This window comes from Pseudomaricurvus alcaniphilus (genome assembly GCF_011440395.1).
Classification (GTDB): Bacteria; Pseudomonadota; Gammaproteobacteria; order Pseudomonadales; family Cellvibrionaceae; genus Pseudomaricurvus; species Pseudomaricurvus alcaniphilus.
The window spans coordinates 1-3,563 of sequence record NZ_JAAOIX010000024.1 but is presented as its reverse complement, the minus strand read 5'-3'; the positions used below and the strand labels follow the sequence as shown (position 1 = coordinate 3,563).

The 3,563-nt window shown below is 45.2% G+C and carries 4 protein-coding genes; all 4 read left to right on the top strand.

Going from position 1 to position 3,563, the window contains the following annotated elements:
* The first annotated feature begins 156 nt into the window (after nucleotides 1-156).
* The 4 genes from G8764_RS22085 (at nucleotide 157) to G8764_RS22070 (ending at nucleotide 3,359) form a co-directional block, all read left to right on the top strand.
* Complete coding sequence (locus tag G8764_RS22085; protein ID WP_166168517.1) at nucleotides 157-420, top strand: hypothetical protein; 264 nt, start codon at nucleotides 157-159, stop codon at nucleotides 418-420.
* A 150-nt stretch (nucleotides 421-570) separates the two neighbouring features.
* A complete protein-coding gene (locus tag G8764_RS22080; protein ID WP_166168514.1) occupies nucleotides 571-1,074 on the top strand; it encodes a hypothetical protein in 504 nt (167 codons plus the stop codon).
* 1,474 nt (nucleotides 1,075-2,548) lie between these two features.
* Nucleotides 2,549-2,923 (top strand): hypothetical protein, encoded by a 375-nt coding sequence (locus G8764_RS22075; RefSeq protein WP_166168511.1) that lies wholly within the window; start codon nucleotides 2,549-2,551, stop codon nucleotides 2,921-2,923.
* A 112-nt stretch (nucleotides 2,924-3,035) separates the two neighbouring features.
* Nucleotides 3,036-3,359: a low molecular weight protein tyrosine phosphatase family protein gene (locus G8764_RS22070; RefSeq protein ID WP_023009701.1), complete on the top strand. Its 324-nt coding sequence runs from the start codon at nucleotides 3,036-3,038 to the stop codon at nucleotides 3,357-3,359.
* The last annotated feature ends 204 nt before the right edge of the window (nucleotides 3,360-3,563 follow it).

Here is a 3,563-nt window from a genome sequence, read left to right as displayed (position 1 = left end):
AGTCATTTCATAACCAGGCCGTCAACTGGACGCAAAATACTACGCGGTTTTTTGTGCATTCGCTGCGCTCATTGTCGCACAAAAAACAGCTCCGTTTTTCGCGCCAGTTACAGCGGCGTTATGAGTCCAAAATGCCAAGGGCACCTATGGAAGTATATGAACAAAAAATATAGATACGGAAAATCAGTAGCAGAAGTCAGTAAGGCGTCGGGTGTGTCTGGAGTTTTAACTAAAGATATCGATGGAAATTACTTTTTCAGAAAATACCATCAAGATAAAACATTTACAGATTATGATTTAAACCATGATGACCTGCCCATTACTATCGATAGTGACGCACTAGCATCCTTCTACGATCTTGGTAATCGTAAAACCCTAGATCATAGTCCGGATGTTTTGGGGTTAAAAAAATGTCAATAAATCGTATAGCAGAAACTCATAACCAGGCTGTAAACCGGACGCAAAATACTGCGCAGTTTTTTGTGCATTCGCTGCGCTCATTGTTGCACAAAAAACCGCTCCGTATTTTCCGCCAGTTACAGCGACGTTAGGTTTCACTTGGTAATGAGCATGTTTAAGGCAAAAATAATTCCTGCGTTAGGGCTTTTAATGGGTGTTTTTTTTCTGGCAGTTCATTTTTTTGGTGATAGATTTCTAGAATTAATTCCTTCCAAATCAGAATTAGTCAAGATTTCTGGAGAAATCGAGTGGGCTAATAGAGCAAGCAAAAGAGGTAGGGATGTCCGTTTCAAAATCAAAGAAGCGGGTACTTTTGTCCACAACGGCTTCGGTTCCTCACTTGCGAAAGACATTTATGGCGCACTTTCGGTAGTAGGAACAAATGTAACTGTGCTTGTTGACTTAACTGAAACTCAGCAACCTATGGCCCACGAATATAGTTACAATCCAGTTTATGAAATCATTGCAAATGGCGTTGTAGTTCGCTCATACGAGGAATCCGTTGCTAGCGAAAATCGGGGAGCATTATTGTTTCCTTGGGTAGGTTTATTATTGGTAGTCGGATCTATATATGAATACCGGAAGCACAGAAAAACCTATTGGTTCAAAACCTAACAAGTCGCATCAACTCGCCGCTTCGCGGCTGGACAGTTCGTAAGTCGCCGTTTTGTGGTTTTGCTTCGCAAAAGCTTTCCACAAAACAGCAACTTACGAACTGCCGTTGTGCTAAACGTTATGAAACGAAGCGAGAGTCTATTGAAGTCGAGTGTCTTGCTAAAGAACGAGTCTCGCGGCATTGAGCTGTAGGCCGGATCTTACCTCGCCAGCGTTGTTCCTGTGGCATGGCTTGAGATCGATGCTGGAGTGAAGAATTACAGTTCTTAAGTGGTGTGTCTTCGGTAAGGTTTGTTGTAATATTTGGGCATTGGTAGCGCTGTTCTGCTGTCACATGCGACCTTAGCTGGCCGGAAAAGTCGGCAGTTTAAACGCGGTTCAAGTAGATAGCTTCGTGCCCTAACCGAAACTTAGAACATGGAGAGTGTGTGCAGTCATTTCATAACCAGGCCGTCAACTGGACGCAAAATACTACGCCGTTTTTTGTGCATTCGCTGCGCTCATTGTTGCACAAAAAACCGCTCCGTATTTCGCGCCAGTTACAGCGGCGTTAGCAGGCGCAGTCATGGTTGTAGGGAGCCCTCAGGGAAGGCGTTATGAATAGGCATTTTAGTGTAGAGTGTGTGGCAAGTTCGGCGCACGTAGAGAATCGTACACCATTGAACTTGGATGGCGGTGAACCCACAACACGCGTTCGTTCCTTGGATTCACGGCTCTTAACCAGTATCGTACTGGGCGCGGTGGCCCGCACAGTTCGGCGCAACTTGCGAGGCATGCTCATACCTGGCAGTTTCGGGTTTTTCAGTATGTTGCCACTAAGCCTTAAAACCGTCGCGATGAATCAACAATGCTGAAAACGTGGCCAAATCAACTTTGTGGCCGGCGCGCAGCTAACAAAGCTGTGAACCGGACGCAAAATACTACGCCGTTTTTTGTGCATTCGCTGCGCTCATTGTTGCACAAAAAACAGCTCCGTATTTCGCGCCAGTTACAGCGGCGTTAGCAGGCGCAGTCATGGTTGTCGGAGGTCGTCAAGGAAGGCATTATGAATAGGCATTTTAGTATCGAGGGTGCGGGAAGTTCGGTGCACGTAGAGAATTATGCACCATTGAGCTTGGGTGGTAATGGCTCCACAGTACGCGTTCGTTCCTTGGCTTCAAGGCTCTTAACCATTATTGTACTGGGCCCGGTGGCCCGCATAGTTCGGCGCACTTTTCGAGACATGCTCATCCCTGGCTACTCCGGGTTTTGTAGTGCGTTGCCATTAAGCCTTAAAACCGTCGCGGTGAATCAACAATGCTGAAAACGTGGCCAAATCAATTTTGTTGCCGGCGCGCAGCTAACAAAGCTGTGAACCGGACGCAAAATACTACGCAGTTTTTTGTGCATTCGCTTCGCTCATTATTGCACAAAAAACCGCTCCGCATTTCGCGCCAGTTACAGCGGCGTTATATGTAAATAAGGAAATCAGCGTTTGAGCAATCACGACAAGAGACAAGAAGTCTATGACAAGCTCTATGCGTTTGGTGGTCCAAAGCTAGGTATTGGTGTTTTTATCTTTCCATTTATGCCAATTATTTTTGCAGCTAATCACGTAGGCTATTTGATTACATTGCCTCTAGGTTTGTACGCTTCTTATGCGGTTATCGATACAACCGAAAAACTAAAAGCTCTAATAATTGTCTCTAAAGTATTTCAAAAAAAGTTGCTTTGGTGTTCTGTTATAAATCTATTGGCAATTTGGTTAAATCCAATTTTTGGTGGGCTTGTTACAATCTGCTTATCAGTTTATTGTCACCTATCGGCTTCAAAGGACTATGAGCGGTATGTGTCCAAACAAAACATATAACCAAGCAATCTTGCGGAACTCCGTGAGCTGTCACCTTGTTTGCAAAAACACGCAAACAAGCCGCCATCCCACTCCGTCGCGCAAATTGCGGCGTTAAGTGTCATCAGGAACAATGACTAGAATCCTTTTTGTTTGCAGTCAGAACAAGCTTCGCTCCCCGACAGCTGAGGCTGTTTTCAGCGAAGAACCAAATGTCGAAGTCAGGTCAGCAGGCTTGAATAATGATGCAGAGGTGCCTCTAGGAGCTGAAGACATAGAATGGGCTGAGGTTATTTTCGTTATGGAAAACGCCCATAAACGTAAATTGCGAACGAGATTCAGAGAACATCTAAAAAATCAAAAATTGATCTGTTTGGGCATCCCAGATAATTATGAGTACATGGCCCCAGAGTTGGTTGATATTTTTAGGTCAAGAATCCCGCAATTTCTGCGGTAAACACTTAACAAGGCAGTCAACCGGACGCCAAAAGCGTGCCGCTTTTGGTTCCCTACGCTGGCGCTCCGGCGCCGGTTACCGCAGGCGTTAGCGGGTATTCAAAATCATGAGCAAACATTTTTCAGACTCCTCCGAACAACAAAAGGCAGAGGCATTCATACTTAAAGCGCTTGAAAGGGAATTGGGGCTTAAGTTTGACCCGAG

What these genes read in the sequence shown, in the direction of transcription:
- G8764_RS22070 (WP_023009701.1), top strand. Translation starts at nt 3,036, where the DNA reads ATGACTAGAATCCTTTTTGTTTGCAGTCAGAACAAGCTTCGCTCCCCG.
- G8764_RS22085 (WP_166168517.1), top strand. Translation starts at nt 157, where the DNA reads ATGAACAAAAAATATAGATACGGAAAATCAGTAGCAGAAGTCAGTAAG.
- G8764_RS22080 (WP_166168514.1), top strand. Translation starts at nt 571, where the DNA reads ATGTTTAAGGCAAAAATAATTCCTGCGTTAGGGCTTTTAATGGGTGTT.